The sequence below is a fragment of the Stenotrophomonas sp. SMYL11 genome, from assembly GCF_036320005.1.
Lineage (GTDB): Bacteria > Pseudomonadota > Gammaproteobacteria > Xanthomonadales > Xanthomonadaceae > Stenotrophomonas > Stenotrophomonas maltophilia_A.
Window position 1 is genome coordinate 737884 of sequence record NZ_JAWIRS010000001.1, and the last position, 26621, is coordinate 764504.

25 protein-coding genes are annotated in these 26621 nt (G+C 67.1%); 9 read left to right on the forward strand and 16 right to left on the reverse strand.

The window, feature by feature from the left end; translation table 11 throughout:
* Window positions 1-2: 2 nt before the first annotated feature.
* The 6 genes from V3B46_RS03430 to V3B46_RS03455 form a co-directional block, all read right to left on the reverse strand.
* Window positions 3-1331, reverse strand: coding sequence for an acetylglutamate kinase (locus tag V3B46_RS03430; RefSeq protein ID WP_106468663.1), 1329 nt, complete (start codon window positions 1329-1331; stop codon window positions 3-5).
* A gap of 25 nt (window positions 1332-1356) precedes the next feature.
* Window positions 1357-2454 (reverse strand): acetylornithine deacetylase, encoded by a 1098-nt coding sequence (locus V3B46_RS03435; protein ID WP_329891137.1) that lies wholly within the window; start codon window positions 2452-2454, stop codon window positions 1357-1359.
* 5 nt (window positions 2455-2459) lie between these two features.
* Window positions 2460-2912 (reverse strand): GNAT family N-acetyltransferase, encoded by a 453-nt coding sequence (locus V3B46_RS03440; protein ID WP_329891138.1) that lies wholly within the window; start codon window positions 2910-2912, stop codon window positions 2460-2462.
* Window positions 2913-2967: 55 nt separating this feature from the next.
* Entirely contained in the window at window positions 2968-4161 is a 1194-nt protein-coding gene (locus V3B46_RS03445) for an argininosuccinate synthase (protein ID WP_329891139.1), read from the reverse strand.
* A gap of 117 nt (window positions 4162-4278) precedes the next feature.
* The gene (locus tag V3B46_RS03450; RefSeq protein ID WP_049412647.1) at window positions 4279-5289 is read right to left on the reverse strand and encodes an N-acetylornithine carbamoyltransferase; all 1011 of its coding nucleotides are present in this window, start codon (window positions 5287-5289) and stop codon (window positions 4279-4281) included.
* Window positions 5290-5607: 318 nt separating this feature from the next.
* Window positions 5608-6177, reverse strand: coding sequence for a hypothetical protein (locus V3B46_RS03455; RefSeq protein WP_329891140.1), 570 nt, complete (start codon window positions 6175-6177; stop codon window positions 5608-5610).
* A gap of 188 nt (window positions 6178-6365) precedes the next feature.
* On the opposite strand from V3B46_RS03455, the gene cysS reads away from it, so the two are divergent.
* From cysS to V3B46_RS03470, 3 genes are read left to right on the forward strand one after another with little or no spacing between them, the layout of a single operon-like run.
* Window positions 6366-7742: a cysteine--tRNA ligase gene (cysS, locus tag V3B46_RS03460; RefSeq protein WP_329891141.1), complete on the forward strand. Its 1377-nt coding sequence runs from the start codon at window positions 6366-6368 to the stop codon at window positions 7740-7742.
* 53 nt (window positions 7743-7795) lie between these two features.
* A complete protein-coding gene (locus V3B46_RS03465) occupies window positions 7796-8248 on the forward strand; it encodes a SufE family protein (RefSeq protein ID WP_329891142.1) in 453 nt (150 codons plus the stop codon).
* Window positions 8245-9492, forward strand: coding sequence for an MFS transporter (locus tag V3B46_RS03470; RefSeq protein WP_164171368.1), 1248 nt, complete (start codon window positions 8245-8247; stop codon window positions 9490-9492). Before V3B46_RS03465 ends, V3B46_RS03470 begins: the two co-directional genes overlap by 4 nt.
* Window positions 9493-10145: 653 nt before the next feature.
* On the opposite strand, the gene dksA is transcribed toward V3B46_RS03470, so the two are convergent.
* The gene (gene dksA, locus V3B46_RS03475; RefSeq protein WP_329891143.1) at window positions 10146-11375 is read right to left on the reverse strand and encodes an RNA polymerase-binding protein DksA; all 1230 of its coding nucleotides are present in this window, start codon (window positions 11373-11375) and stop codon (window positions 10146-10148) included.
* 272 nt (window positions 11376-11647) lie between these two features.
* Here dksA and yidD point away from each other — a divergent pair, with 272 nt between their 5' ends.
* The 3 genes from yidD to V3B46_RS03490 are packed head-to-tail and all read left to right on the forward strand — an operon-like array spanning window position 11648 to window position 14098.
* A complete protein-coding gene (gene yidD / locus V3B46_RS03480; RefSeq protein ID WP_014037867.1) occupies window positions 11648-11902 on the forward strand; it encodes a membrane protein insertion efficiency factor YidD in 255 nt (84 codons plus the stop codon).
* 1 nt (window position 11903) lies between these two features.
* On the forward strand, window positions 11904-13250 hold the full coding sequence (locus tag V3B46_RS03485; RefSeq protein WP_046988151.1) for a dihydroorotase: 1347 nt from the start codon (window positions 11904-11906) through the stop codon (window positions 13248-13250).
* Window positions 13250-14098, forward strand: coding sequence for a M23 family metallopeptidase (locus tag V3B46_RS03490; protein ID WP_329891144.1), 849 nt, complete (start codon window positions 13250-13252; stop codon window positions 14096-14098). Before V3B46_RS03485 ends, V3B46_RS03490 begins: the two co-directional genes overlap by 1 nt.
* Window positions 14099-14187: 89 nt before the next feature.
* Here the strand turns inward: V3B46_RS03490 and V3B46_RS03495 are convergent, their stop codons facing one another.
* The 5 genes from V3B46_RS03495 to efp all read right to left on the reverse strand — a co-directional run bounded on the left by V3B46_RS03495 (window position 14188) and on the right by efp (window position 18451).
* Entirely contained in the window at window positions 14188-14892 is a 705-nt protein-coding gene (locus V3B46_RS03495) for a squalene/phytoene synthase family protein (RefSeq protein ID WP_329891145.1), read from the reverse strand.
* Window positions 14893-14903: 11 nt separating this feature from the next.
* Entirely contained in the window at window positions 14904-15599 is a 696-nt protein-coding gene (locus V3B46_RS03500; protein WP_106468672.1) for a phosphoglycolate phosphatase, read from the reverse strand.
* Window positions 15596-16315, reverse strand: coding sequence for a bifunctional 2-polyprenyl-6-hydroxyphenol methylase/3-demethylubiquinol 3-O-methyltransferase UbiG (gene ubiG / locus V3B46_RS03505; RefSeq protein ID WP_329891146.1), 720 nt, complete (start codon window positions 16313-16315; stop codon window positions 15596-15598). Before ubiG ends, V3B46_RS03500 begins: the two co-directional genes overlap by 4 nt.
* Window positions 16316-16339: 24 nt before the next feature.
* Complete coding sequence (locus V3B46_RS03510) at window positions 16340-17683, reverse strand: TRZ/ATZ family hydrolase (protein WP_014037873.1); 1344 nt, start codon at window positions 17681-17683, stop codon at window positions 16340-16342.
* Window positions 17684-17884: 201 nt separating this feature from the next.
* Window positions 17885-18451: an elongation factor P gene (efp, locus tag V3B46_RS03515; protein WP_005410381.1), complete on the reverse strand. Its 567-nt coding sequence runs from the start codon at window positions 18449-18451 to the stop codon at window positions 17885-17887.
* Between the two features lie 96 nt (window positions 18452-18547).
* Here efp and epmB point away from each other — a divergent pair, with 96 nt between their 5' ends.
* Window positions 18548-19588: an EF-P beta-lysylation protein EpmB gene (gene epmB / locus V3B46_RS03520; protein WP_106469704.1), complete on the forward strand. Its 1041-nt coding sequence runs from the start codon at window positions 18548-18550 to the stop codon at window positions 19586-19588.
* Window positions 19589-19657: 69 nt separating this feature from the next.
* On the opposite strand, the gene V3B46_RS03525 is transcribed toward epmB, so the two are convergent.
* The 3 genes from V3B46_RS03525 to V3B46_RS03535 all read right to left on the reverse strand — a co-directional run bounded on the left by V3B46_RS03525 (window position 19658) and on the right by V3B46_RS03535 (window position 23530).
* A complete protein-coding gene (locus V3B46_RS03525; protein ID WP_329891147.1) occupies window positions 19658-21784 on the reverse strand; it encodes a putative bifunctional diguanylate cyclase/phosphodiesterase in 2127 nt (708 codons plus the stop codon).
* Complete coding sequence (locus V3B46_RS03530) at window positions 21781-22683, reverse strand: phosphate/phosphite/phosphonate ABC transporter substrate-binding protein (protein ID WP_032952775.1); 903 nt, start codon at window positions 22681-22683, stop codon at window positions 21781-21783. Before V3B46_RS03530 ends, V3B46_RS03525 begins: the two co-directional genes overlap by 4 nt.
* 76 nt (window positions 22684-22759) lie before the next feature.
* Window positions 22760-23530: an RNA methyltransferase gene (locus tag V3B46_RS03535; RefSeq protein ID WP_164171730.1), complete on the reverse strand. Its 771-nt coding sequence runs from the start codon at window positions 23528-23530 to the stop codon at window positions 22760-22762.
* Between the two features lie 119 nt (window positions 23531-23649).
* On the opposite strand from V3B46_RS03535, the gene V3B46_RS03540 reads away from it, so the two are divergent.
* Window positions 23650-24477 carry an inositol monophosphatase family protein gene (locus V3B46_RS03540; RefSeq protein WP_088026605.1) on the forward strand — a complete coding sequence of 276 codons (828 nt, stop codon included), beginning with the start codon at window positions 23650-23652 and terminating at the stop codon, window positions 24475-24477.
* A 250-nt stretch (window positions 24478-24727) separates the two neighbouring features.
* Here the strand turns inward: V3B46_RS03540 and htpX are convergent, their stop codons facing one another.
* The gene (gene htpX / locus V3B46_RS03545; RefSeq protein WP_154353015.1) at window positions 24728-25594 is read right to left on the reverse strand and encodes a protease HtpX; all 867 of its coding nucleotides are present in this window, start codon (window positions 25592-25594) and stop codon (window positions 24728-24730) included.
* 93 nt (window positions 25595-25687) lie between these two features.
* Between htpX and gluQRS the strand changes: the two genes are divergently transcribed.
* Window positions 25688-26608: a tRNA glutamyl-Q(34) synthetase GluQRS gene (gluQRS, locus tag V3B46_RS03550; RefSeq protein WP_329891148.1), complete on the forward strand. Its 921-nt coding sequence runs from the start codon at window positions 25688-25690 to the stop codon at window positions 26606-26608.
* Window positions 26609-26621 lie beyond the last annotated feature (13 nt).

Genomic DNA, 26621 nt, shown 5'->3' on the forward strand with positions numbered 1-26621 from the left:
GCTCAGCCCTGCAGGCTTGGGGTGCGCTGCGCGCAATGATCGACATAGGTCCTGATGCGGTCGATGCCATCGGCGCCGTACCAGAACACCTTCCAATGGTCCTGCTTGTAGCAGCCATCGGATTCGGCGTAGTAGAAGTGATTGATCGGGTTGCCATGGCGCGAACGCCAGAACAGCTGCGGCGTTTCTTCCAGCATCACGTTCCAGACCGCACGGCCCAGGCCTTCGCCCTGTGCATCATCGAGCACGGCGAACTTGTCCAGGTACACGCCCTCGGCTTCGTCAGTGAGGATGACCGCGGTGCGGTAGTTCTCGCTGACATAGGCGCGCAGCAGCTTGGTCTTCTGGAAATAGTCAGGCACCAGGGTGCGGCCGAAGCTGGATTCGATCAGGCCCTTCAGGCGCGGCAGGTCCAGCTCGTTCCAGGCAGTGGCGCGCAGCACCTTTTCGCCCTTGCGCACCAGCGTGCCCGACCCCTTGTGGGTGAACAGTTCCTTGGCCAGGTCGGCCGGGCGCGTGATCGACACCGACGATTCCAGCGGCAGGCGGTCGAGCAGATCCTTGATCTGTTCAATCTTCACCTTCATGCCGCCGTGGATCCACGGCTGCGCGATCAGGTGGTCGTATTCGGTGGACAGGTTGATCGAATCGATCACGTTGCCCTGCTCGTCCAGCAGGCCGCCGGTGCCGGTCAGGAAGATGATCTTGTACGGCTGCAGTTCCTGCACCAGCTCGTTGGCGGCGAAGTCGGCGTTGACGTTGAGGATCTGGCCGCCAGCAGTCTCGCCCAGGCTGGTGATGACCGGGATCGACCCGGCGCGCAGGCTGGCCTCGATCGGTGCCAGGTTGACCTTCTTCACCTCGCCGACCAGGCCGTAGGTGTCCACGTCCAGGTACTCGGCCTCGAATACGCCACCGGTGATCGAGGTGGCGCGCGCGCCGTTCTGCTGCAGCGCCTCGACCAGGCGCAGGTTGGACTGCTGGAACACGCGGCGCACGATCGCCAGCGCTTCCGGCGAGGTCACACGCAGGCCGTTGACGGTCTGCTTCTCGATGCCGGCGGCCGACAGTTCGGCATCCAGCTGCGGGCCGGCGCCGTGCAGCACGATCGGGGTCAGCCCGACTTCCTGCAGGAACGACAGCGAGGAGGTCAGCGCGTCGAGATCGTCGCGCAGCACCGCGCCGCCGACCTTGACCACGGCGAAGCGCTTGGCGTCCAGCTGCGAGAAGCGCTTGAGGTACTGGCTGATCTCCTTCGCGCTGGCCATGCTGGAAAGCAGGCGCACGATGGTCTGGCGGGTCTGGCGATGGGGCTGGAGGGCAGGAGACATTTCGGTTTCGTCGGAAAGGGAAGAATCAGGCGCCGGCGGCGATGATGCGGTGCACGGCGTCGGTGTAGCGCTGCAGCTGGTCCAGCGTCACGAACTCATCGGCGGTGTGGGCCTGGGCGATGTCGCCCGGGCCGAACACCAGGGTGGTGTAACCGGCGGCGGAGAACAGCGAGGCCTCGGTCCAGAAGTCCACCGCGTTGCCGATCGGCAGCTCCAGCGCATCAGCCACGTCGCGCGCCAGCAGGCGGCGGTTCTCGGCCTCGGCGATGTCGCCGGCCGGCAGGCTGGGACCACGGAAGGTTTCGGAGAACACGGCCGCTTCCGGTTCGGCGAAACCGGCGAAGGTCGCCAGCAGTGCGTCGATATCCATCGACGGCAGCGGGCGGAACCCGAACCGCACTTCGGCAGCCGGCGCAATCATGTTGGCCTTGATGCCACCTTCCACGCGGCCGATGTTGAAGCGCAACCCGGTCAGGCCGCCGAAGCGCGCCGAGGCCAGCGATTCGACATGGTCCAGCGCGCGGTTGCCCCAGCGCATGGCCTGGTGCAGCGCACTGGCGGCCGCATCCTGCTTGCCCGAGGCATGGCCGGCACGCCCGGCGAACTGCATCAGCACCGAGCTGATGCCCCGGTGCGCCAGCACCGCTTCGCTCATGGTCGGCTCCGCCACCAACACCGCTTCGTACGGCAGGCCACGTGCCAGGAACGCGGCGATGCAGCGCGGATCGTTGGCTTCCTCGTCGCTGGAGAACAGGAACGCGGCGTTGCCGTCGCTGGCATTGGCCGCAGCCACCAGCGCGGCGGCGGCACCCTTGATGTCGCACACGCCAAGGCCGACCACGCGGTCGTCCATGCGCCGCATCACGTGCGGGTCGGCACTCCAGTGCGGCGAATCGGGCACCGTATCCAGATGCACGTTGAACAGGTACTTCGGGGTCCCGCGCACGGCGTACAGGCTGACCGCACCAGCGCCATGATCAATCACCTCGACGTTGAAGCCGGGCAGGTTCGCGCGCAGGTAATCGAAGATGCCACCGGTGGTGATCGCACGCGGCGGGTTGCGGGTGTCGAAGGACACCAGGGCATGCAGGTGCTGCAGGGTGGAAGCAAGCAGGTCGGTCATGGGAATCAACAAGGTGTTTGCTCGGGCGTAGCCGGGGCATAGAGGTTCTGGCGCACAATTTCCATCAGCAACTCTGGCCGTGCCGGCGCGCCGAAGCCGAAGGGGGCGTAGAGCCGATGTGCATCGCTGGTGGCCAGCATGAAGCGGCGCAGGCTCTGCAGCTGCGGATGGGCCATGATCGCCTGCAGCAGCTGCTTGCTGTAGCCCTGGCCGCGGTGCTGCGGCAGCACGAACACGTCAGCCAGATAAGCAAAGGTGGCACCGTCGGTGATGACGCGCGCAAACGCAACCTGGCCGGACGCGTCCAGATAGGCGCCAAAACACAGCGAACCGGCAATGGCCCGTTCCACCAGCTCGCGCCCGATGCCCAGGCTCCAATGGGCCTGGGTAGACAGGAACTGGTGGATCAGGGCAACGTCCAAGTGCTGCGGATCGGTGCTGATGCGGAGCGCGCTCATCGATTCATCCGTTTGCTGCGCACCCTGGCCCACAGCGGGCCAGGGCACCAGGGTCTCAGCGGTTCACCTGCGCATAGAGCGTGGAACTCATGCCGAACAGCTTGATGAAGCCCTCCGCCTCTTCCACGCCCCAGTCGGCCGACTGCGCGTAGGTGGCACCCTTGGTGTTGAGCAGGTGCGGCGACTTCACGGCCACCGCGTCGACGCGGCCACCCCGGGTTTCCAGCACCACTTCGCCGTTGACCTTGGCCTGCGAGGACTTCAGGAACGCCTCGATGTCGGTCTTCAGCGGGTCGTGGTAGAAGCCTTCGTACACCAGCTCCACCCACTTGCGCGCCACGTCCGGCTTGAAGCGGTTCTGCTGCTTGGTCAGCACGGCATCTTCCAGCGCGCGGTGCGCGACCAGCAGCGAGACCAGGCCCGGGGCCTCGAACACGATGCGGCCCTTCAGACCGATCACGGTGTCGCCGGTGTAGACACCGCGGCCAACGCCGTACGGGGCGAACAGCTTGTTGAGCTGGGCCAGGATCTGGTCACCCGGCAGCGCCTTGCCGTTCAGTTCGACGGCTTCGCCCTCGACGAACTTCAGGGTCACGTTCAGCGCCTGCTCCGGCCACTCGCTGCGCGGTGCGCACCAGCCGCGGGCGCCCTCGCCCGGGGCTTCCCAACGGTCGATCTCGCCGCCGGACATGGTCAGGCCCAGCAGGTTCTCGTTGATGGTGTAGGCCTGCTGCTTGGCACGCACGCCGAAGCCGCGCTCCTCCAGGTACTTCTGCTCGTAGGCGCGGGTCTGGGTGTGTTCCTTCTGGATCTCGCGGATCGGCGCGATGATCTGGTAGTCACCCAGGGCCTTCACCGCCAGGTCGAAGCGGACCTGGTCGTTGCCCATGCCGGTGCAGCCGTGGGCGATGATGTTGGTGCCCAGCTCGGCAGCACGCTTCAGCGCGGCATCGACGATCAGGTAGCGGTCCGAGACCAGCAGCGGGTACTGGCCCTGGTAGCCTTCGCCGGCCCACACGAACGGCTTGACGAAGCCTTCCCAGATGGCCGGGCCACCGTTGACGGTCTGGTGACTGGCCACGCCCAGCTCGGCGGCGCGCTTCTCGATGAAATCGCGCTCTTCATCATCCACGCCGCCGGTATCGGCGAACACGGTGTGCACGTTGTAGCCGCGCTCCTGCAGGTACGGCACGCAGAAGCTGGTATCCAGGCCGCCGGAGAAGGCGAGAACGACGTCTTTGTTGCTCATGGGGGGTATGTCCAATCAGGTTATGTAGAGTCGAGCCATGCTCGACTTCGTCTATGTAGAGTCGAGCCATGCTCGACTTCGTCTATGTAGAGTCGAGCCATGCTCGACTGATCCTTCTTAGCGCCCGGCAACCGCAGCCATGATCGCCTTCTGCACGTGCAGGCGGTTCTCGGCTTCGTTGATGGCGATGCACTGCGGCGAATCCATCACCGCATCGGTGGCCTTCACGTTGCGGCGCAGCGGCAGGCAGTGGCTGAACACACCGTTGTTGGTCAGCGCCATCTTCCGTTCGTCCACGATGAAGTGCTTGAACTGGTCGCGGATCGGCTTTTCCGGTTCCCAGTTGCCGAAGAACGGCAGCGCGCCCCAGCTCTTGGCATAGACCACGTCGGCGCCGGCGTAGGCGCTGTCGATGTCATGGCTGATCTTCAACGAACCACCGCTCTCGGCCACGTTCTGCTCGGCCCAGCCCATGTAGCGGTCGTCGAGGATGTAGTCGGCGGTCGGGCACAGCAGGGTCACGTCCATGCCCATGCGGGTGGCGATGGTCAGCGCCGAATTGGCGACTGCGGTGTTCAGCGGCTTGGGGTGGTAGGTCCAGGTCAGCACGTACTTCTTGCCGCGCAGGTCCTGGGTGCCGAAGTGCTCCTGCAGGGCCATGATGTGGGCCAGCTCCTGGCACGGATGGGTGATGGTCTCCATGTTGATGACCGGCACCGGCGAGTACCTGGCGAAACTGTTGAGGACGATGTCCTGGCGGTCGTAGGCCCAGTCGATGAACTTGGGGAACGCGCGCACGGCGATGATGTCGCAGTAACGGCCCAGCACCTTGGCCACTTCAGCGATGTGCTCTTCGGTATCGCCGTCCATCACCGTGCCGAGGTTGAACTCGATCGGCCACGCATCCTTGCCCGGCTGCAGCACCACCGCGTGGGCGCCGAGCTGGAACGCGCCCAGTTCGAAGCTGGTGCGGGTGCGCATGGACGGGTTGAAGAACACCAGCGCGATCGACTTGCCCTTGAGCTGGTCGCCGAGCTTGTTGCGCTTGAACAGCGCGGCCTGGGTCAGCAGCGCATCGAGATCGCTGCGGCTCCAGTCCTGGGTGTTCAGGAAGTGCTTGGGGGACATCATCTTTCCTTGCGTGGCGGCGCCGGCTTCGACGCGGTGGAAGGGAAAACAGGAACCAAAGGTGGAACGAAAAGGTTGCAGTTGCAGCTTTCAGAACGCGGAAACGAAAAAACCCAGCCGGCGGGCTGGGTTTTTTTCGGACGAACAGCAAAAAGCTCCGGTTACCCAGCGAGGATGTGGGGTTCCGGTCGACGCGCACGCGAGGTCATGCCCGACGCCTGTCGGGCTGCGCTGCTGTCGTGCTGGAAGTCGGTGAGCTTCATGGTCGACCATCTTTGCATGCGACCGGGGCCTGCGCAAGGGGCCGGGGTCTCAGAATCAGGGATTGCTGGCAGTGCCCTGCTCGGGGCCGACCCAGGGGGTGATCGAAACCCGGATCTTGAGCCGGTTGCCGGGGTCTTCCGGCAGCCGCGAGCGGTACTTGGTGCCCTTGTAGACGTAATCCACGTCGTAGGCGATGGGCCGGCGGAACTCACGCCCCACCGGCACGATGCGGCAGTCGCGGGTCAGCATCGGGCCATTGTTGGCCGGTGCCGGCGCCGGGGCCGGTGACTCGGCGGCGGTGTCCTCGGAGACCTCTTCATCGCTGCGCTTGAACATCGAGCGCACCGAGTCCCAGAAGCGGCTGATCCGGCCCTTGTCCTCGACCGGCTCCTCGCCGGTGACATTGACCGGCGCCAGGGTCCGGGTCGAGACCGGCTCGCAGTGTTCTTCGGTGCGGGTCGCGCGCAGGGTCTGGAACACGGGCTCGACATTCAGGACCTGCGCGTAGTCGAACTTCACGTTCTCCACGATCACCACCCGGTTGCGGGGCTCGACCTCCTGCGCCTGGGCCACGGCGGGCAGCGCCGACAGGCAGGCCAGGGTCAGCAACGCGGTGGATTTCATTGGCGACGGGAGCAAGGACACGGCAATAGTGTAGGCAGTGGCGAGCGCAAGGGGCTGAACATTACCCGTCCACGCCGCTCCTGCCCACCCCACCTTGGGTGGACCCGGCGTCCACCGGTGGCAACGGGTGCCCCCAAAGGGGGTCGACACGTTCTAAAATCACAGGCTTGTCCCCCAGCCACAGCCCCATGACCCTGCGCCTGCACAACAACCTGACTCGCCAGCTCGAACCGTTCGCCCCGCTCGATCCGGCCTGTCCGACCCTGTATGTGTGCGGCCCGACGGTCTACAACTACGTGCACATCGGCAACGCTCGTGGCCCGGTGGTGTTCGGGGTGCTGGCCGACCTGCTGCGCCGCCGCTTCGGCGCCCTGCGCTACGCCCGCAACATCACCGACGTGGACGACAAGATCAACACCGCCGCGCGTGAGCAGGGCGTGCCGATCAGCACCATCACCGACAAGTTCGCCGCCGCCTACCGTGAAGACATGGCCGCGCTGGGCGTCGTGCCGCCGGACATCGAGCCGGAAGTGACCGCGCACATGCCGCAGATCATCACCATGATCGAGCAGCTGATCGCCAACGGACATGCCTATGCGGCCGAAGGCCACGTGCTGTTCGCGGTGGCCAGCTTCGACGGCTACGGCAAGCTCTCGCGCCGCGACCCGGACGAGATGCTGGCCGGTGCCCGCGTCGACGTGGCCCCGTACAAGCGCGACCCGGGCGATTTCGTGCTGTGGAAACCTTCCGGCGACGACCTGCCCGGCTGGGAATCGCCGTGGGGTCGTGGCCGCCCCGGCTGGCACATCGAATGCTCGGCGATGGCTGCTGCCCACCTGGGCGAGACCATCGACATCCACGCCGGCGGCGTCGACCTGCAGTTCCCGCACCACGAGAACGAGATCGCGCAGAGCGAATGCGCCCACGGCGGCAAGGTCTTCGCCCGCTTCTGGCTGCACAACGGCATGCTCAACTTCGGTGGCGCCAAGATGAGCAAGTCGCTGGGCAACATCGAGCGCGTGCACGATCTGGTGCGCCAGCACCCGCCGGAAGCGCTGCGCCTGGCCCTGCTGTCGGCCCACTACCGGCAGCCGCTGGACTGGTCCGATGGCCTGATCGAACAGTCGGTGCGCACCCTGGACCGCCTGTACGGCACCCTGCGCGAACTGGCATCGGTCGAGGCGGTCGTGGCCATCCCGGCTACGGTCGAGGCGACCCTGGACGACGACCTGAACACTCCGCAGGCTCTGGCCGAAGTGGCCCGCATCGCCGCCGACGCGCGTCGTGCCACCGACCCGGCCGAGCAGGCACGCCTGAAGGGTGAACTCCTTGGCGCCGGCCAAGCGCTGGGCCTGCTGCAGGCCGATCCGGCGCAGTGGTTCGGCACCGCGGCCGGTGATGACGGTGACGATGCCCGCATCCAGGGCCTGATCGACGAGCGTGCCGCCGCCAAGCAGGCCCGCGATTTCGCCCGTTCCGACGCCATCCGCGATCAACTGGCCGCCGAAGGCATCGTGCTGGAAGATACTCCGCAGGGCGTGCGCTGGTCGCGCAAGCGCGGCTGACCCGCCCTGCCCCGTGGCCGGTGCGCCGGCCACGCCCCACCGTAGAGACTGCTGTGACCGACTCCCCGTTCCCGCTTGAACCCACCGCCGCCGAGGCCCAGACCGCCATCGCCGAGGAATTCGGCTTCTTCGGCGACTGGTCCGAGCGCTACCAGTACCTGATCGACCTCGGCCGCAAGCTGCCGGCCTTCCCGGACGAATGGAAGACCGAAGAGCATCGCCTGCTCGGTTGTCAGTCGATGGTCTGGATCGTGCCCGAAGGCAACGCGCAGTCGCTGCGCTTCCACGCCATCAGTGATTCGACCATCGTCTCCGGACTGATCTTCCTGGCCCTGCGTGTGTACTCCGGGCGCTCGGCGCAGGAGATCCTGGCCACCGAACCAAGCTACATCCAGGACATCGGCCTGGCCCGCCACCTCTCGCCGACCCGCAGCAACGGTGTGGCCGCGATGCTGGCCTTCATCCGCGAGACCGCGCAGGCCCAGCTGCAGCGCGATCCGTCGTGAGCGAGCCTGCCACGGCGGAAGACACCGCGCTGGGCCTGCTGTCCCGGCCGGGCTTCGCCAAGCTGCTGGCATACCGCATCTTCGCGATGCTGTCCTACCAGGTGGTGGCGGTCACCGTCGGCTGGCACATCTACGAAGTCACCCGTAATCCGTTCTCGCTGGGCCTGATCGGCCTGGCCGAGGTGCTGCCGTTCTTCTGCGTGGCGCCGTTCGCCGGATACCTGGTGGATCATCTGCCGCGCCGCCGGCTCGGCATGGTTGCCTGCTCCGGCTTGATCGCCACCGCGCTGGTGTTGACCGGCGTGGCCACGGGCTGGCTGCCGTTTGAAGGGGTGTGGCCCATCTATGCGGCCATCGCGTTGACCGGCATGGTCCGTGCCTTCCTGTCGCCGATCTACAACGCCTTGTTCGCCCGCGTGCTGGCCCGTGACCAGTTCGCGCGCGGCGCCGGCCTCGGCGCGGTGGTGTTCCAGGCCGGCATGGTGGCTGGTCCGGCGCTGGGTGGCGTGCTGGTCGGCTTCGGCGGCAAGGGCCTGTCCTACGCGGTGGCCACGGGCTTCGCGCTGGTGGCGATGGCCTGCCTGGCTACGTTGAAAGTGGAAGAACCGGTGCACAGCGGTCCTGCCGCGCCGATCTTCAAGAGCATCGCTGAAGGCGCGCGCTTCGTGGTCGGCAACCGGATCATGGTCGGGGCGATGGCGCTGGACATGTTCTCGGTCCTGCTGGGCGGCGTGGTGGCGATGCTGCCGGCGTTCCTGCACGAGATCCTGCACCACGGCCCGGAAGGCCTGGGCATCCTGCGCGCAATGCCGGCGCTGGGCTCGGTCTGCGTGGGCCTGTGGCTGGCGCGCCACCCGCTGCATCGCAATGCCGGCCGCGTGCTGCTGTTCGCGGTGGCCGGCTTCGGCCTGTGCGTGATCGGCTTCGGCCTGTCGCAGCACTTCTGGCTGTCGGCGCTGATCCTGCTGTTCTACGGCGCCTTCGATGGCGTCTCGGTGGTGATCCGCTCGACCATCCTGCAGCTGGCCACGCCGGAAGAAATGCGCGGACGGGTGTCGTCGATCAACGGTATTTTCATCAGCTCCTCCAACGAGCTGGGCGCGTTCTATGCCGGCACGATGGCGAAGCTGCTCGGCCTGGTGCCGGCAGTGGTGCTGGGTGGATTCGCGGTGCTGAGCGTGGCCGGGATCACCGCGTGGAAGAACCCCACGCTGCGGAAACTGAATCTTCGCGACCTGCAGTGAGCCTGTAGAGCCGAGCCCATGCTCGGCTGCGTATTTCCGTGCGCCCGCACGCCGGTAGCGACGGGCTCTTTCCGCGACCGCGGTGGGGTGTCACTTTTCTTTTCGCGCGAAAAGAAAAAGTTACCAAAAGAAAAGCGCCGCCATCCGCGAGCCGGCGCTGCGCGCCGGTGCCCTGTGCTCCTCGGTGAATCAGGGGACGGCGCGGAGAGCCAGCCGACTAGCAGTCGGCTCTACAGGATAGAGCCGCCTCTTCGCCCCTGATTCCCCTGTGGTGCTCGGCTCGCTACAAGGCGGACCCAACAGCCGCGAGCGCACGCATGACCGCCCCTGGTAGAGCCAAGCCATGCTTGGCTGCTTTTGCTTTTGCTCTTCCTTGCCCTCCGCCTTCGGCCCGAGCCGAGCATGGGCTCGGCTTTACAGCAACCGCGCACGCAGGAAACCTTCGAGAGCCTGCGGGTGGGTCCGGGCAGGACCGTCCGCGGCATGGATGCCGCGGCCGAGCTTACAGGGATGTACTTGCAGCGTGTCCTACCCGGCCCCACCCGCAGGCTCCCCCCGATACCCAAAAGGCGCCGCTCTATGCCGCCAACCGCCACCCAACAAAAAACCCGGCCGAAGCCGGGCTTTTCGCATGACATCACAACGAACCGGAATCAGTCGCCCTGCTGCTTCTGCAGGTGCTCCCAACGCTCCTGCGCGTCGATGGTGCGCTCGGCGGTCAGGCGCGCTTCCAGGCGCTCCAGGCCGATTTCTTCGCCGGTGTCGACGCAGTAACCGTAGTCGCCCGCTTCCAGGCGCTTCAGGGTGCTGTCGATCTTGCCGATCAGCTTGCGGTAGCGGTCGCGGGTACGCAGTTCCAGCGAGTTCTCGGTCTCGCGGGTCGCACGCTCGGCTTCGTCGCCGATGTCACGCACTTCCTCGCGAAGATTCTCGATGGTCTGCTTGGACTCTTCGACCAGGTCCGCGCGCCAGTTCTGCAGGCGCTGACGGAAATATTCCTGCTGCAGCGGGCTCATGTATTCCTCTTCCGAGGACGGCTTGTAGCCAGCCGGCAGGATCGGGCGGCCAGTGGCCTCGTCGGTCTTGTATTCGACCACCTTGTACTTGCTGCGCGGGGCCGGTGCCGCCGAGCGGGCGGCGACGGCCACGGCAACCTTGCCGACAGGGCGCGACACGGTCTTCGGGGCGGAATCGGATTTCACGGCGGTTTTGGCAGGCGATTTCGAAACGGGCACGGGATTCTTGGATTGCGGGGCCTTCGAGGCGGCAGGAGCGGCGGCCGGGGCCGGCTTGGAGGCCGGTTGGGCTGCTGCCACTGCCACGGTCTTGGCCGGGACAGGCTTGGCCGGAGCCGGCTTGGCAGCAGGCTTCGGTGCGGACTTCACTACTGGGGCCGGCGTCGGCTTGACGGCCGGCGCGGCAACATTCTTGGCAACCTTCTTTACAGCGGCAGGCGTGGCAACCGGTTTAGCTGCAGCGACCTTCTTTGCCGCGGGCTTGGCGACCGGCTTGGCTGCGGCCTTCTTCACCACCGCCTTCGGCGCCGGCTTGGCTGCTGCCTTCTTCGCTACCGGCTTGGCGGCGGCCTTCTTCACCGGCGCGGCCTTGCTGGCAGACTTCTTCACCACCGGCGCCTTCTTGCTGGCGGCGGCAGGCTTGGCCTTGGCGGGCGCAGCGGCCTTCTTCGCCACCGGTTTGGTTGCCTTCACCGGCGTTTTCTTTGCGGTGGCCTTCCTGGCCGCCGGTTGCGAGGACGCTGCCTTGGTCGCCGGCTTGCTGGCCGGTTTCCTGGCAACGGGCTTTGCCGCCAACTTCTTCACAACAGGCTTGGCGGTTTTCTTGGCGGCCGTTGCGGCCTTCTTTGCAGTTTTTTTAGCAGCCACGAAACGCTCTTCCTTGGATTCCCCGGGGCCCGGGAAAGCGGGCCTTTATAGCCTACCCGACCCGCAGCAGCAACCTCGACCCCCTGCTCCATTCAGTCATGGAGTCAAGGCGCCCTTGGAGGCAGTCCGACGAACACGGACCGCCTTGCGCGGTACGGAACCTGGCCAGCACCCGAAGGTGCTGGTACCGGTCGCAGGCCATCGGCGACATGCGACCAACGGCCCATCCTGCACAAATGCGGCCTTCATGCCAACTGGCATAAGATGACTGGGTGATCTCGCGCCTGCTCATTGCCCTGCTGCGCTTCTACAAGCGCTTCATCAGCCCCTTGCTGGGGCCACGCTGCCGTTTCGTGCCGAGCTGTTCTGAATACGCGATGGACGCTATCTCGCGGCACGGCCCGCTGCGCGGAAGCTGGCTGGCTGCGCGCCGGCTGGGCCGCTGCCACCCGTTCCATCCCGGCGGCTTCGACCCCGTGCCCGAGTCTCCCAACGCCCCCTCTTGCCGTTGCACAGGAAAACACTGACATGTCCTCCACCCTCATCACCAACGCCCGCATGGTCAACGAAGGCCGCACCTTCGACGGCGACCTGCGCATCGAGAACGGCCGCATCGCGCAGATCGGCAGTGGGCTGGCGCCGCGCGACGGCGAGCAGGTGGTGGACGCAGCCGGACGCTGGTTGCTGCCTGGCATGATCGACGACCAGGTGCACTTCCGCGAACCGGGCCTGACCCACAAGGGCGACATCGCCAGCGAATCGGCGGCTGCGGTGGCCGGTGGCCTGACCAGCTTCATGGACATGCCGAACACCAATCCGCCCACGCTGGATTCGACCATCCTGGAAGCCAAGTACGAGCTCGCGCGCGGCCGCGCCTGGGCCAACTACGGCTTCTACCACGGCGCCAGCAATGACAACCTGGAAGCGATCCGTGCGCTGGACCCGAAGAAGGCGCCCGGCGTGAAGGTGTTCATGGGTGCTTCGACCGGCAACATGCTGGTCGACAACCCGGAAACGCTGGACGCGATCTTCCGCGAATGCCCGACCCCGATCATCACGCACTGCGAAGACACGCCGATGATCGATGCCAACCTGAAGGCCTTCCAGGAGAAGTACGGCGACGCGCTGACCCCGGACATGCACCCGGACATCCGTTCGCGCGAGGCCTGCATCAAGTCCACCCGCCTGGCGATGTCGCTGGCGCGCAAGCACGGCACCCGCCTGCACGTGCTGCACATCTCCACCGCCGACGAACTGGCGCTGTTCGAGAAGGGCCCGCTGATCCGCGCCGACGGCAGCCGCAAGCAGATCACCGCCGAAACCTGCGTGCACTTCCTGCACTTCGCGCGCCCGGACTATGCGACCAAGGGCAACCTGATCAAGTGCAACCCGGCGATCAAGGAAGTGTCCGACCGCGAAGCGATCACCGCTGCGCTGGCCGACGACGTGCTGGACGTGCTGGCCACCGACCATGCGCCGCACACCTGGGAAGAGAAGCAGAAGCCCTACGCGCAGGCACCGTCGGGCCTGCCGCTGGTGCAGTACGCGCTGGTGGCCGCGCTGGAGCGCGTGCACGAAGGCAAGCTGACCCGCGAGCAGGTGGTGCAGAAGTTCGCCCATGCTCCGGCGCAGCTGTTCGACGTCGAGGAGCGCGGCTTCCTGCGCGAGGGTTACTTCGCCGATCTTGTCCTGGTCGAAGACGTGCCGTTCACGGTCAAGCGCGAGGACGTGCTGTCCAAGTGCGGCTGGTCTCCGTTTGAAGGCACCACCTTCCGTTCGCGCATCGCCTCCACCTGGGTCAACGGCCAGCTGGTGTGGGATGGCAGCAAGCTGGTGGGTGAACCCGCCGGCCAGCGCATGACCTACGACCGCTGATGCGTTCGGCACTTCTGATCGGGGCGCTGCTGCTGGCCGCGCCCCTGTTTTCCTCATCCCCAGCGCAGGCGCAGGACGGCATCGGCAGCCTGATCGACAGCCGCGTGGTGTTACCGGCCAGCGCGTCGCAGGGCGCGCTGGTGATCGGCAAGGTACCCGCCGGCAGCCGCGTGCAGTACGCCGGCCGCCAACTGCGGGTGAGCGGCTATGGCAGCGTGGCGTTCGGCATCGGCCGTGACGAGAAGGGCCCGCTGCGCGTGCAGGTGCAGCGCCCCGATGGTGGCAGCGAGACCGCGACCATTGCGGTGACGCCGCGCGACTGGCCGACCGAGCGGGTCAATGGCGTGCCGCCGAAGACGGTCAATCCGCCGCCGGCGATTGCCGAGCGGATCAAGCGCGAACAGGCGCAGGTGACTGCCGCGCGTGCCCGCGATGATGACCGTACCGATTTCACGCAGACCTTCATCTGGCCGGTGCAGGGCCGCATCAGCGGTCGCTTCGGCAATGCGCGCGTGTACAACGGGCAGCCCGGTGCCGGTCATTCCGGCATGGACATCGCGGTGCCGACCGGCACGCCGGTCAAGGCACCGGCCGCCGGCATCGTCACCTTCGCTGGTCCGGACCTGTACCTGACCGGCGGCACATTGCTGCTCGACCACGGCTTCGGGGTCAGCTCCAACTTCCTGCACCTGTCACGCATCAACGTAAAGGTCGGCGACCGGGTCGAACAGGGCCAGGTGATCGCCGCGGTCGGCGCCACCGGCCGTGCCACCGGCCCGCACCTGCACTGGGGAATGAACTGGTTCGATACCCGTATCGACCCGCTGCTGGTGCTGGAACGCAAATAGCGCGCGCAATGCGCCTTGGTGGGTGCCGACCTTGGTCGGCACAATCTCATGGAGCGTGCGGACCCAGGTCCGCCCCCCACCAGAATCGATCAGCCGCGCGCAGCCCACCACACGCGCAGCAGGGTGCGCACCGGCGTGGCCTCGATCGGCTTGCCTGCGGCCTGTGCCGCCACCCGTGCACGCGCCAGGCTGGACCACACGCGGCGCGGGCGCGGGCCGGGCACGCGGCTGCCCCACCCCTTCAACAGATGCTGCGCCCAGCGCTGCGCAGCGGTGCTGGCATCACCGTCCAGCAGGCTGCGCGGCACACCGGCCACGCCCGCATCCTGCAGGCGCTGGGCCAGGGTCTGCAGCTGCACCGCACGCCCGGCGCCGGTGCGCGGCTTGTCCGCGAACAAGGCCGCCTCCACCGCAGCCACGGCCTCGGCGTAGTTAGCCAGCGCACGCTCGGCACCGGCCGCATCCAGTGCCACGGTGCGCGCTTCAACCAGATCCGGCAGCGCCTCGGCCAGCTGCGCCCACGGCGCACGCACCGGCTCCAGCAGGCGGCCCAGCGGATGACGCGAACGATGCACGGCCCAGCTGCGCAGCTCCTCGCCCCACCACGCCAGCTTGGCGTCGGCCGGCAGCGGATCGCCGCTGGTGTTGAGCATGTCGTCGAATTCCTGCAGCAGCGCGAACCACGCTACCGCAAGCTCGCGTTGCGATTCGGCCACGAACGGGGCGGCCACCGACCATTCCGGCCAACGGCTGCGCCACTTGTCGAGGAAACTGTCCAGCGCGGTACTGCTCACTACGTGATTCCTTACGGCTGGGCCGGGGCTGCCGGCCGGGTCGGCCAGAGACTGGCCAGTTGCAGAAGTTCGGCGTTCTCGACCAGCACGTCGGCCTGCCAGGCCAGCGGATCGTCGCTGTGCAGGCGGTAGCCCCACAGTGCCGCCACCGACGGCATCGCCGCGGCACGTGCCGCGATGATGTCGCGCTCGTCGTCGCCCACGTACACACAGTCTTCGGCGGCGATGCCGATCGCCTGTGCGGCGTGCAGCAGCGGCAGCGGATGCGGCTTGCGTTCGGCCAGGCTGTCACCACCGACCAGTACCGCACATCGCTGCTGCCAGCCGTGCTGCGGCAGGATCAAGCGCGCCAGGTATTCAGGCTTGTTGGTGACAATGCCCCACACCGTACCGGCATCGTCCAACGTGGCGAGCATGCCGGCCACGCCATCGAACAGCACTGCGTGCTGGCCGATCAATGCTTCGTAGCGCTGCAGGAATTCCGGGATCAGCGCGTCACGTGCGGCAACGTCCAGTTCCGGGAAGGCAGCCGAGACCATCGCCCGCGAGCCCTTCGACACCACCGGGCGCAGCGCGGCCGGATCGATGGGTGCGCGTCCACGCTCGGCCAGCATCGCGTCGCAGGTGGCGACGAAGTCCGGCGCGCTGTCCAGCAGCGTGCCGTCCAGATCGAACAGCACCGCGCGCGGGAAGCGGGCAGAGGTCATGCCGGCTTGACCGCGTAGGCCAGGTAGTTGATGTCGGTGCGGCTGCTCAGGCGGGCGTGGTTGCGCCACGGCTCGTAGGCCATGCCACTGACATCCACCAGCTGCATGTCGGCCTCGCGCAGCCAGCGTGCCAGCTCGGCCGGCTTGATGAATTCCTGGTAGTGGTGCGTGCCCTTGGGCAGCAGCCGCGCCACGTACTCGGCGCCGACAATCGCCACTGCGAACGCGGCGGCGGTGCGGTTGATGGTCGACAGGAACAGGTGGCCGCCCGGCTTCAGCAGGCGCTTGCAGGCTTCGATGATTGCGCCGGGATCGGGCACGTGCTCGAGCATTTCCATGCAGGTAACCACGTCGAAACTGCCCGGCTGCTCGGCGGCCAGGTCCTCGGCGGCCTGCACCCGGTAGTCGACCTTGGCACCGCTTTCCAGCGCATGCAGGCGCGCGACCTTGACCAGTTCCGGGGCCAGGTCGATGGCGGTGACGTCAGCACCGGCCTGCGCCAGTGCTTCACTCAACAGGCCGCCACCGCAACCGATGTCGAGCACGCGCGCACCGCGCAGCGGCACGCGATCAGCCACGTACTGCAGACGCACCGGATTCAATGCATGCAGCGGCTTCTGCGGGCCGTCAGCGTCCCACCAGCGGTTGGCCAGTGCGGCGAACTTGTCCAGCTCGGCCTGATCGAAATTGGAGGAAGCGTGGGGGGCAGTAGTCATGAGGGATCCTTGCGGCGCCAGGGATCAGGCGCGGATATGACGGATGCGCTCGCGCCACTGGCGCGCGTTGGCGATGATGCCCGGCAGGTCCATGCCGACCAGCTCGCGCTGCACCAGCTTCGGCTTGCCGGCGATCCAGACGTCGCTGACCTGCTGGCGGCCGGTGGCGTACACCAGCTGCGAAAGCACGTTGTGCAGCGGCTGGGTTTCCAGCGCGGACAGGTCGACGCAGACCAGGTCGGCCTGCTTGCCGACCTCGATCGAGCCGATGCGGTCGCCGAAGCCCAGCGCGCGTGCGCCACCCAGGGTGGACGCGCGCAGCGTGGTCGCCGCGTCGAGTGCGGTGGCATCGTCGGCCACGGCCTTGGCCAGGATCGCCGCGGTGCGGTTCTCGCTGAACATATCCAGGTCGTTGTTGCTGGCACAGCCATCGGTGCCGATGGCCAGGTTGACGCCGGCGCGCTGCAGGGCGCAGGCCGGGCAGAAACCGGAGGCCAGCTTCAGGTTCGATTCCGGACAGTGCACCACGCTGACGCCGCGCTCGGCGCACAGGTGGATTTCCGCATCGGTCAGCTGGGTCATGTGCACCGCGATCAGGCGGTCGTTGACCAGGCCGAGCCGATCCAGCCGCGCCAGCGGGCGCTGGCCGTGCAGCTTGATCGAATCGTTGATCTCCTGCGCGGTCTCGTGGGTGTGCAGGTGGACCTGCATGTCGAGCTGGTCGGACAGCATCCGCACCCGCTCGAAGTTGGCATCGTTGACGGTGTACGGCGCATGCGGCGCGAACGCGGTGCCGATCAGCGGGTCGGTGCGCCACTGGTCGTGCAGTTCACCGGCCTTGGCGAAGTACTCGTCGTCGGTCTTGGCCCAGGCGGTGGGGAAATCGATGATGACCGCGCCCACCAGCGCGCGGAAACCGTGCTTCTTGTAGACCGCCGCCTGTACGTCGCCGAAGAAGTAGTTCTCGTTGGCACAGGTGGTGCCACCGCGCAGCATCTCGGCGATGGCCAGGGTGGTGCCGTCGGCAACGAATTCGGGGCCGATCACCGCCGCTTCCACCGGCCAGATGTGCTGCTGCAGCCAGGTCATCAGCGGCAGGTCGTCGGCGACGCCGCGCAGGAGGGTCATCGGGTTGTGCGTGTGCGCGTTGACCAGGCCCGGCATCAGCGCCGCCTCGGGGCGGCTCACCACCTGGGTGGCGCGGAACCGTGCGCGCGCCTCGGCACGCGGCAGGATGGCCACGATCTCGCTGCCACGCACGGCAACGGCATGGTCTTCCAGCACCACCGCATGCGGCTCGATCGGGACGACGTAACCGGCTTCGATGAGCAGGTCGCAGGCTTCGGGGAGGTGCGGGCTATCGCTCATGCGGGCTCACTGGCTGGGGGGCGGCGAGATACTTCTGGGGGACACGCCCCTGAGTCAGGGGCTGCCGCAAAGCGGCGGGGGCTGGAGACCCGTGAAGCGGGGCCCATGATCTGCCGAAGCAGATCATGGGAGCGCCAGCGCGAATGCGATGGCGCGTACCCGAGCATGGCTCGGCTCTACAGGTAATCCGGCTGCGCCGGATTACTTGACGCGTGCGGAGTATTCGCCCGAACGGGTGTCGACGCGGATCACTTCGTCCTGGTTGACGAACAGCGGCACGCGGACCACGGCACCGGTTTCCAGGGTGGCCGGCTTGCCGCCGCCGCCCGAGGTGTCGCCACGGACGCCCGGATCGGTTTCGGTGATCTTCAGTTCAACGAAGTTCGGCGGCTGCACGAAGATCGGCTCACCGTTCCACAGGGTGACCACGCAGGACTCTTCGCCCTTCAGCCACTTCTCGGCGCCGCCCATGCCGGCCTTGGTGGCCTGGACCTGCTCGAAGGATTCCGGGTCCATGAAGTGCCAGTACTCGCCGTCGCTGTACATGAAGTTCATGTCGGTATCGACGACGTCGGCTGCATCCAGCGAGTCGGTCGACTTCATGGTGACTTCCTGGGTACGGCCGTCCTTGATCAGGCGGTACTTCACGCGGGTGAAGGCCTGGCCCTTGCCCGGCTTGACGTATTCGGTGTCGATGATGACGGCCGGTTGGTTGTTGACCAGGATCTTCATCCCGTTCTTGACGTCGTTCATGCCGTAGCTGGCCATGCGTAAACTCCTGAGTGGCAAAAACGCCGCGGGTGCGGCGAGCCGTTAGAATGGAAAGCCCACCGGATGCCGGTGGGCGACTGTTTTTCTGCCCCCATGATAACCGCAGGCCCCCTCTCCATGCAGCTTTCCGCCTTCCCCCGGCCCCAGTCGCCAGGCGCGCCCGCGCGCTGGCAGCAGCTCTGGCGCCAGGCGCTGCGCGACCCGCACGCGCTGCTGGCCCGGCTGCAGCTGGACCCGGCCGCGCTGGGTGTCTCGGAGGCGGCCATGGCCCAGTTCGCGCTGCGCGTACCCGAGGGCTTCGTGGCCCGCATGCGCCCTGGCGATGCGGCCGACCCGCTGCTGCGCCAGGTGCTGCCGATCGACGCGGAAATGCGCCCGGCGCCCGGGTTCAGCTTCGATGCGGTGGGCGATGGCGCCGCCAAGAAGGCCACCGGCGTCATCCAGAAGTACCGTGGCCGTGCCCTGCTGGTCGCCACCGGCAGCTGCGCGATCAATTGCCGCTACTGTTTCCGCCGCCACTTCGACTATGGCACGGAGAACGCCGCCAAGGGTGGATGGCAGGAGGCCGTAGCCGCCATCGCGGCCGACCCGGACATCGACGAGGTGATCCTGTCCGGCGGTGACCCGCTGTCGCTGGCCACGCACAAGCTGGTGGAACTGACCGACGCCCTGCGCCAGATACCGCACATCCGCCGCCTGCGCATTCACACCCGCCTCCCGATCGTGCTGCCCGAGCGCGTGGACGATGAACTGGTCTCCTGGCTGGGCAGCCTGCCGTGGCCGCTGGCGATCGTGGTCCACGCCAACCATGCCAATGAATTCGACGCCAGCGTGGACGCGGCAATGGCCCGCCTGCGCGGTACCGGCGCCCAGCTGCTGAACCAGGCGGTGTTGCTGCGCGGGGTCAACGACAGCGTGCAGGCCCTGCAGGACCTGAGCGAGCGCAGCTTCGCCGCCGGCGTACTGCCCTACTACCTGCACCAGCTGGACCGGGTTGAAGGCGTGGCCCACTTCGAAGTGGACGATGCCCAGGCCAAGGCGCTGATTGCCGGCCTGACCGCACGCCTGTCCGGTTATCTGATTCCGAAACTGGTGCGCGAACTGCCCGGCGACCCGAGCAAGCGGCCGCTGTAACAGTAGATCCACGCCATGCGTGGATGAATCGGCCAGAAAAGCCCATCCACGCGTGGCGTGGATCTACCGTCAGACACCCGATTCGATCATCCGCACCACTTCGGTGGCGGTGACCGGGTGGCTCAGCCAGTAGCCCTGCCCAAGATCGCAGCCACGCTGCACCAGCAGCTCGAACTGCGCCTGCTGCTCGATGCCCTCGGCCACCACCGTGATGCCCAGCGCGTGGGCCATGGCGATGATCGCCGTGGTCAGCGCCAGATCGTCCGGATCGCGCTGCATGTCGGCCACGAAGCTCTTGTCGATCTTCACCCCGTCCACCGGCACCTGGCGCAGATGGCTCAGGCCGGAGAAGCCGGTGCCGAAATCATCCAGCCACACCTTCACGCCGGTGCGGTGCAGCTTGTCCAGCAGCTGCGCGGCGACCATCTCGTCGCCGATCACGGCGGTTTCGGTCAGCTCCAGATGCAGGCGCGAGGCGGGCAGCCCGGACTCGTGCAGGCACTGCGCAACCAGTGCCGGCAGCTCGCCGCCGCGCAGCTGACGCGGCGACACGTTGACCGAAACGAACAGATCATCGCCGCTCGCGCCACGTGGCCACTGCGAGGCCTCCATGCAGGCCGCACGCAGCACCTTCGGGCCGATGATCTCGATCAACCCACTCTGCTCGGCCACTTCGATGAACACCGACGGCGGAATCGTGCCCAGGGTCGGATGCTGCCAGCGCAGCAGCACTTCGACGCCAACCATGCGGCGGTCGCGCATGCGGAAGATCGGCTGGTAGGCCAGGCGCAGTTCGCCGCGCTCCCAGGCACCGCGCAGCTCCTGTTCCATATGCACGCGACGCTCGACCGCGTGGTCCATCGCCCGGCTGTAATAGCGATAGCAGTTCTTGCCGGCCATCTTCGCCTGGTACATGGCGATGTCGCCGTTCTTCAGCAGCGTAGTCGCATCGGCAGCATCGTCGGGGAACAGGGTCACGCCGATCGAGGTGCCCAGGAACAGTTCCCTGCCCTGCACCACCAGCGGCTTGCCCAGCTCGCGCACCAGCACTTCGGCCAGCAGCCGCGCGTTGGCGGCCACATCACCGTCGCCCACCAGGATCACGAACTCGTCGCCGCCGAAGCGGGCCAGCAGGGCTTCATCGCCCCCGGCCTCGGTGACCGCGCGGCCAATACGCTGGGCGAACTGCAGCAATGCCTCATCGCCGGCTTCGTGGCCAAGGGTGTCATTGACCCGCTTGAAATCGTCGATATCGGCGAACAACAGGCCCAACCGGTGATTGGCGGCACGGGCAGCCATCAGCCGATGATCAAGCGCCTCGCGGAATGCCAGCCGGTTGGTCAGCCCGGTCAGCGCGTCGGTATAGGCCATGCGCCGCACTTCGCGGTCATGGCGGGCGATCGCATCACGCATCCGGGCGAAACCGCGCACCAGTTCGCCGACCTCGTCGTCGCGGGTATTCTCGGCCAGGGGCGTCTGGTAGTCACCGGCTTCGATGCGACGGGCAGCGATGGCAAGATCACGAATCGGTGCGACCAGGGTGCGCTGCACGTACAGGATCACCACGACGCCGATCACCACCAGCAGGCCCAGCATCAGCAGCAGCCAGCCCAGGTGACGGCTGCCGACCTGCTGCAGGCGCTCGCCCAGGGTGGCATTGGCCGCCTGCTCGCGCTGCTGCACCTCGTCCAGCGCCATGCCAACCCGGACGCCACCAATGCGCTGATTGCCGATCATGATCGGCATCGCGTTGTCGAGCACCTTCGGCGATTCCTGCACGACCAACGCCTGCGCGGCGGCAGCCCTGGGTGCCAGTGGATCGGCCATCGGCTGACCGAATCCAGATACCTCGATCGAACCGTCATGCACCAGCCGGCCACGTTCGTCGAACACCAGCACATAGCGCACCAACGGTAGCCGCGCGGTGCCGCGTAGCAGTGCGCCGACCTGGTCCAGATCGCGGTAGTACAGGGGATTGGCCAGTGAATCGGACAACTCGCGCGCCATCGCTTCGCCGCGGCTGCGCACGCTGCGGTCGAACAATTCATGGATGACGCCACCGCTGAGGGTGCGCACCTCGCCCTGCATCGCCGCCTGCCGCCCCAACAACACCGCAAGGATCGCGATCACCACGACCATCGCCCCGCCCATCGCGAGCAGGAACCGGGCCTGCATCCCCGAGCCAAGCCACTTCATTCCACTTCCATCCGCACGCGCGTCAATCCTTGTTTCAATTCATCCAACCGCTGCTGCGCATGCGCATCGACGCGGTGGAACCCGGAAGTGCCAAAAAACCGATGCAGCGCCCCCTGTGCCTGCGGGTCGCTGGCTGCCTGCAGCAGCACTTCCTGCAGGCGATCGCGCACGCGCGGATCAAGGTCGGCGCGGACCATCTCCACCGCACGCGGGTAGGGTTCGGTGCGCAACAGCTCGCGGAAGTCGCGCCGGAACGCTGCCGGCATCCGCCGCTCGTCGTTCCAGTCCACGCTGCTCACCGCCCCCACGTCAACCACCCCCTTGTGCACGAACGTCGCGATGTTCAGCTCGCTGCGTGCAAATACGTAACCCACACTGTCCCGGCCCGGCATGTCCCATGCACCGGCCAGGATCTGGGGCGACAGGCCCTCCTGCAGCAATGTCATCACCGGCACCAGATAGGCACTGGTGGACGCCGTGTTCTGCAGGGCCAGGCGATGGCCCCGCAGATCCTGCACGCGCTGGATCGGGCTGTCGCGGCGCACGAAGAACACCGTCTGGTAATCACGCACGCCGTTGCGCTCGGTCAGCAGCAGTGGACGGGCGCCACTGCGCTGGCCCAGCGCCACCGCCGTACCGGAGGTTTCCGTGACCCAGTCGACCCTGCCCCGCCGCAGATAGCTGGCCATCTGCTGCGGGTCGCGCGCCATCAGGATCCTCCCCTCCTTGATGCCAACGTCGTGCATGCGCGCCACCACGTAGTCCAGCAATGGTTGCAGCTGCTCGTAATGGGCCTTGGGATCATCGCTGATCCGGCCCAGCACCAGCACCGGGTCCGGTGCTGCACGCACCGTCCCGGCCAGCAGGACCATGGCCAGGCTCAGCAGTCCCCCCTGCATTGCCTTTCGCAGACCCGACACAGGCTTCATCCCCCCTGGGTATCCAGACAGACTACCCGAAAAAATGAGAACGTCGTCAGCTGTCCTTGTCGCCTGCCTGGGCCAGTCGCGCCATGCGCTGGGTGTCGGCGAGGATGCCGCGCAGCAGGCGCACTTCCTGCTCGCTGGGCTCACTGCGTAGGAACAGGCGGCGCAGCTTGCGCATCGCCGATTCCGGGGCGCGGCCCTTGTGGAAATCGATCTCGTCCAGCGTGTCAGCCAGCTGGGCGAAGAAGCTCTCCATCTGCTCGTGGCTGGCCGCCTGTTCGCGGAAACCGGGCTCGGCATCGGTGGCCGGCTGCGCGCCCAGCAGCTGCATGCGCGTTTCGTAGGCCAGCACCTGCACGGCGGCAGCCAGGTTGAGCGAGCTGAACTCCGGGTCGGACGGGATGTGCACCGCCGCATGGCAGAGCTGCAGTTCCTCGTTGGTCAGGCCGGTGCGCTCACGGCCGAACACCAGCGCCACCTCGGCGCCCTCGCCGGCCTTGGCCACCGCGCGGGCAGCGGCATCGGCGGGCAGGTACTCCTCCAGCTGGACGCGGCGGGCACGGGCGGTGCAGCCCAGCACCAGGCGGCAATCGGCCACCGCCTCTGCAAGGGTGGCCACCACCGGGGCATCCCCCAGCACGTCTTCGGCACCGGCCGAGCGGCGGAAGGCCTCCTCGTCCAGCGGTTTTTCGGGGGCAACCAGCACCAGGCGGGCCAGGCCCATGGTCTTCAGGGCGCGGGCGGCAGCGCCCATGTTGCCGGGGTGCTGGGTACCGACCAGGACGAATCGGAGGCGGGTGGCGGCAGGAAACTGGGACATGAACAGGGAAAGGTCGAGCTGGACGATGACCAATGGTAAACTGTGCGGCCGGCCACTGCGCCGGACCCGCTCTTTTCCCCCGCCAGTCCATCTCTTCTGCCTTTCCGGGAGCCCACGCCATGCAGAAACCCGCCGTAACCGTCATGGTCAAGGCCGCCCGCCTCGCCGGCAACGTCCTGTTGCGCAACATCAACAAGCTCGAGGCACTGAACGTGGTGCAGAAGGGCCGGATGGACTACGCCAGCGAAGTGGATGCGGACGCGGAAAAGGTCATCGTCAAGGAACTCAAGCGCGCCTACCCGGACTACGGCATCTTCGGTGAAGAAGGTGGCGTGCAGGGCGAGCGCCGCCAGATGTGGGTCATCGACCCGCTGGACGGCACCAGCAACTACCTGCGCGGCGTGCCGCATTACTGCGTGTCGATCGCCCTGGTCGAAAACGGCGAGCCGACCGATGCGGTCATCTTCGACCCGCTGCGCAATGAACTGTTCACCGCCAGCCGTGGCGCTGGTGCCGTGCTGAACGATCGCCGCATCCGCGTGGCCGACCGCAAGGATCTGGAAGGCACCATGATCCACACCGGCTTTGCGCCGCGCGAGCGCAACCGCGCCAGCGCCCAGCTGAAGGCGGTCGACGCCCTGCTGGTGCACGGCGAGGACATCCGCCGCACCGGCTCGGCCGCGCTGGACCTGGCCTACGTGGCCTGCGGCCGCGCCGACGCCTACTTCGAAGCCGGCGTGAAGGCATGGGACATCGCTGCCGGCCTGCTGCTGGTCCGCGAGGCGGGCGGCAAGGTCTGCGACTTCAAGGGCGCCACCCTGGGCCGCATGGATAACCGTGGCCCGGAGACCCACCAGATCGTGGCCGGCAACCTGAAGGTGGCCGAGTCGCTGCAGAAGGTGCTGGTGAACACTGGCTACGCGGCGGAGTTCGACGCGAAGTTCTGAGATTCCGTGTAAAGCGGTTCATGGAGACGGCACCTGCGAGGGTGCCGTTTTCGTTTGCGCGCCGGGAGATTCGTTTCCGCGACCGCGGAGGGGTGTCGCTTTCTTTGCACGAGCAAAGAAAGCGACACCCCTCCGCGGTCGCGGAAATGACTCTCGCCGGGTCCTGCCCGGCGCCACCCATGCGCGGGCGCACAAACAAAAACGCCCGGCGCGGGGCCAGGCGTTCCTGCACTGCTTTACAAGTGGACGCTTATGCCACCGTCGACGCCCGCAGCGCGGCAATGCGCTCTTCCAGCGGCGGGTGGCTCATGAACAGCTTCTTCGCCGTCGAACCCGCAATACCGAACGCCGCGATCTGCGTCGGCAGCGTGCTCTGGCCGTGGTTGAGCTGCAGGCGTTCCAGCGCGGCGATCATCTTCTGGCGGCCGGCCAGCGAGGCACCACCCGCGTCGGCGCGGAATTCGCGATGGCGCGAGAACCACATCGCGATCATGGTGGCGAACAGGCCGAACACCATCTCCAGCACGAACACGATGATGTAGTAGGCGAAGCCGCGGCCACCACCTTCGCGGTTGCCCGACAGCGCGCTGTCGATGATGCCGCCGACCACGCGGGCCAGCACGATCACGAAAGTGTTCAGCACACCCTGCAACAGCGCCATGGTGATCATGTCACCGTTGGCGACGTGGGCGATCTCGTGGCCCAGCACCGCTTCGGCCTCGTCTTCGCTCATGTTGTGCAGCAGCCCGGTGGACACCGCCACCAGCGCATTGTTGCGGTTGGCACCGGTGGCGAAGGCATTGATCTCCGGGCCTTCATACACGGCCACTTCGGGCATGCCGATGCCGGCCGCCTTGGCCTGGCGCTCGACGGTGGCCAGCAGCCAGCGCTCGGTCTGGTTGCGCGGCTCGGTGATCACCATCGCGCCGGTGGAGCGCTTGGCCATCCACTTGGACAGCAGCAGCGAGATGAAGGAGCCACCGAAACCGAAGATGCCGGCCATGATCAGCAGGCCGCTCATCTTGCTGGGGTCGGTTCCCAACAGCGACATCACGATGCTGGCCAGGATCAGCACGGCAAAGTTCGTGGCCAGGAAGAGGGCAATACGGGTGAACATGGGAAATTCCGGCTCGGAAGGGGTCGATATCGATCAATTTGCGGTGCGGTCAGCTTGAATTCAAGCGCCAACCTGACCGACGATTCAGCCAGCATGACCTCCCCCATTCCCTGCGGCCGCTTCGCCCCTTCGCCGACCGGCCTGCTCCACCCCGGATCCCTGCTCGCCGCCTTCGGCAGCTGGCTGCTCGCCCGCCATCACGGCGGCCTGTGGCGGCTGCGCGTCGAAGACATCGACCCGCCGCGCACCGTGCCCGGTGCAGCGGATTCGCAACTCCAGGCACTGTCCGCGTTCGGCCTGGCCCACGATGGCCCGGTGCTCTGGCAGAGCACGCGCGGCGAGGCCTACCAGGCCGCGCTGGATGTACTGCTCGCCAACGACCAGGCCTTTGTCTGCCACTGCAGCCGCAGCGACCTTGCCGCCAGCGGCGGCATCCATCATCGCTGCGTCGCCCGGCAACCACGACCGGACCCGGCCGTCCGATTCCGCGTGCCGCCCGGTAGCCTTGTGCACTTCGACGATGGCCTGCGCGGCCCGCAGCAGCAGGACGTGCATGCCGAGGTCGGCGACTTCGTGCTGCGCCGCGCCGATGGCTGCTGGGCCTACCAGCTGGCGGTGGTGGTCGATGACGCCGCGCAGGGGGTGACCGAAGTGGTGCGCGGTGCCGACCTGCTCGATTCCACCGCGCGGCAGATCCTGCTGCAGCAGGCGTTGGGCCTGGCGGTACCGCGCTACTGGCACCTGCCGCTGCTGCTCGATGCGCCGGGCCACAAACTGTCCAAGTCGCTGGCGTCGCTGCCGGTGGACAGCGCACGCCCGCTGCCGGTGCTGCGCCAGCTTTGGCAGCTGCTCGGCCAAGCCCCTGAGGCGCTGGCGCAGGTACACGATCTGGACGCGCTGCTGGCCGCCGCTCGGCGGACCTTCGACCCGGCGCGGCTGCCGCGTAGCGACATCCTGTTGCCGGCCGGCGCACTTTCCGCGCCGATGTTGCAGAATCACCCTTCCCCCACCTGATACCCGGACAGCA